The sequence below is a fragment of the Shewanella sp. genome (assembly GCF_047975355.1).
Classification (GTDB): domain Bacteria; phylum Pseudomonadota; class Gammaproteobacteria; order Enterobacterales; family Shewanellaceae; genus Shewanella.
The window spans coordinates 1-1745 of sequence record NZ_JBKEDJ010000027.1 but is presented as its reverse complement, the minus strand read 5'-3'; the positions used below and the strand labels follow the sequence as shown (position 1 = coordinate 1745).

At 47.3% G+C, this 1745-nt stretch carries 2 protein-coding genes and 1 pseudogene; all 3 read left to right on the top strand.

What is annotated here, in order from left to right:
* Positions 1 to 118 (top strand): annotated as a pseudogene (locus tag ACK5NH_RS09445) (twitching motility protein PilT); the annotation flags it as partial.
* A 9-nt stretch (positions 119 to 127) separates the two neighbouring features.
* Positions 128 to 1240, top strand: coding sequence for a PilT/PilU family type 4a pilus ATPase (locus ACK5NH_RS09440; RefSeq protein WP_011621983.1), 1113 nt, complete (start codon positions 128 to 130; stop codon positions 1238 to 1240).
* Positions 1241 to 1338: 98 nt separating this feature from the next.
* The coding region (locus ACK5NH_RS09435) for a glutathione peroxidase (protein ID WP_416919509.1) at positions 1339 to 1745 on the top strand (407 nt) is incomplete at its 3' end.

Sequence of the window (1745 nt, the reverse complement as noted above, 5' to 3'; positions counted from 1 at the left end):
GGGTATGGCCCATGGCATGCAAACGCTCGAACAGTGTCTGCAAAACTTAGTCAACCGTGGCCTCATCACCCGTGAGGATGCCATGTCGAAGAGTTCAAACAAACAAGCGACGTTTTAAGGATTTATGATGGATGTCCGTCCGTTTTTAAAAGTCATGGTGGAGCGTAAAGCCTCGGACTTGTTTATTACCGCAGGTTTTCCGCCGAGTGCCAAAATCGATGGTGAGTTACGCCCGTTAGCCGAGAGTGCCTTCACGCCCGCTCAGTCTTTAGATTTTGTCGAATCCGTAATGACTGAGGCACAAAAGAAGGAGTTTCACACGACTCGCGAGTGTAACTTTGCTTTTGCGGTGAAGGATTTAGGGCGTTTCCGCGTCAGTGCATTCTGGCAGCGTGAATCTCCTGGATGTGTTATGCGCCGGATTGAGACCAAGATCCCAGAGGTGGAAGACTTAAAATTACCACCGATTTTAAAAGATCTGGTGATGAGTAAACGCGGTCTTATCATCATGGTGGGGGGAACGGGTACAGGTAAGTCGACCTCCTTAGCGGCGTTAGTGGGTTATCGTAATGCCCATGCCCGTGGTCATATCCTTACCATCGAAGATCCGGTGGAATTTGTGCACGATCATCGCAAAAGCATCATCACTCAACGTGAAGTGGGCATAGATACAGAATCCTTTGATGCGGCGCTGAAGAGTTCGCTGCGTCAGGCGCCCGATGTGATTTTGATTGGTGAGATCCGAACCCAAGAAACCATGGAGTTTGCGCTCTCCTTCGCCGAAACGGGTCACCTCTGTATGGCTACCCTGCACGCGAACAACGCTAACCAAGCGTTAGACCGGATCATGCACTTAGTACCTGAGAGTAAACACCAGCAGTTGCTATTCGACTTGTCACTCAACCTGCGCGGCATTGTGGCACAGCAATTGGTGCCCAAAGTCGATGGCACAGGACGACGGGCGGCGATTGAAGTCTTGATCAATACGCCACGTGTCGCGAGCTTGATTGCTAAAAACGAGCTGCATTTGCTCAAAGAAACCATGGCTAAATCGAATGAACAGGGCATGCAAACCTTCGACCAAGCCTTGCTGCAACTCTATATCGATGGGGAAATCAGCTATGCCGATGCGCTTCACCATGCTGACTCGCCAAACGACTTACGTTTAATGATTAAACTACAAAACAAAGAGCCTACCAGCTCAAGCTTTATGGAAGGCGTAACCTTGGATATGGATTAATCCTGTCTGCGATGATGTTAAAGCAGCTCCCTTGAGCTGCTTTTTTTATCACTTAAGACAATCGATAACTCGCTGTAGCTTTTATTTTTTTATTCAATATGATCTCTATATTAGCGAGTGACGTAATAGAGAATAACGAGTTTGCCAATCTTGGCGCGCCCAATGAGAAGGACATTATGATGAAACTCCCCTTAGTTATCTTTGCCAGTCTGTTAAGCACTAGCGCATTTGCGGCAACTTGCCCGAGTTATCTGGATGTTGAAGTGCGTAAATTGCACTCGGATGAGAAAATTAATCTGTGTGAATTGACTCAGGGCAAGCCAGTGTTACTGGTCAACACCGCGAGTAACTGTGGTTACACTCCGCAATTTAAGGCCCTCGAAGCACTTCATAAAGAATACAAAGACAAAGGCTTAGTGGTGATTGGTTTCCCTTCCGATGACTTTTTCCAAGAGGAAAATGATGAAAAAGACACGGCTAAGGTGTGCTACATCAACTATGGTGT